Here is a 750-nt window from a genome sequence, read left to right as displayed (position 1 = left end):
CAGAGGTCGTCAGAGATGTAGTCGGTCGAAGGAGGGTATGGCGCAACAGTCGGCGAGACGGGGCCGGAAGAACCAGATGTACTCATCGTGCCTGGAGCACGCTTTTATGATTTGGTTCCGGTCTGCGAACTCCCATACGGGCCCGCAGCTTCATCGCTGCACCATCAGAGGCCGGACAGATGGCAGCATCCGACTACGTGCCGATCTTCTTCAAAAACCGCTTGCATCTCGCGGGGCGTCCACAGATGAATACACGCCCTTCTGTAATGGGCCCGATGATGTCAAGCCTCCCGAGTGAATGTCACGCCGCCGAGCTCATGCTTCTGTCCGTGGTCAACGCCTGGCCGCCACATCATGCTGTCAGAGGGAGCGGTGAGCCTATCTAGATACGCGTGGTCCGTCAGAAGACGGCCACTGGGCGTGTAACGGCTTCACCGGATCCACCGTCCCGGCGACGGGACTTCGGGCACCAGGCTCAGTTCAGCCCGGTTGCATTCCAACTCTTCTCCTCGTGTTCTATGCTGCGATCGGGGCCGCGTCGGTCCATCGGTAAGTTGTGCCGTCGACCCAGATTCGATGCAGGATCACTGCGAGCTTGCGTGCCAAGGCGACTTTTGCGCGCTTCGAGCCTCGCCGCTTGGCGACGTCCATCCCCCAGCGCTTAAGTTTTGAGAATCGCGTGATGCGCGATAGCAGAACGTTGGCGGCCTCATACAACACCGTACGCACTATCTCGTCGCCGGCCAGCGT

The 750-nt window shown here is 60.0% G+C and carries 1 pseudogene; it reads right to left on the bottom strand.

Annotated features, from left to right (window positions below):
- Positions 1-516: 516 nt before the first annotated feature.
- Positions 517-750, bottom strand: a pseudogene (locus AC1DW2_RS43835) (IS110 family transposase); the annotation flags it as partial.

It is taken from the genome of Bradyrhizobium sp. P3_C3 (assembly GCF_056402655.1).
The sequence above is the reverse complement of the archived record's forward strand: the minus strand, read 5'-3'. Positions and strand labels throughout refer to the sequence as shown.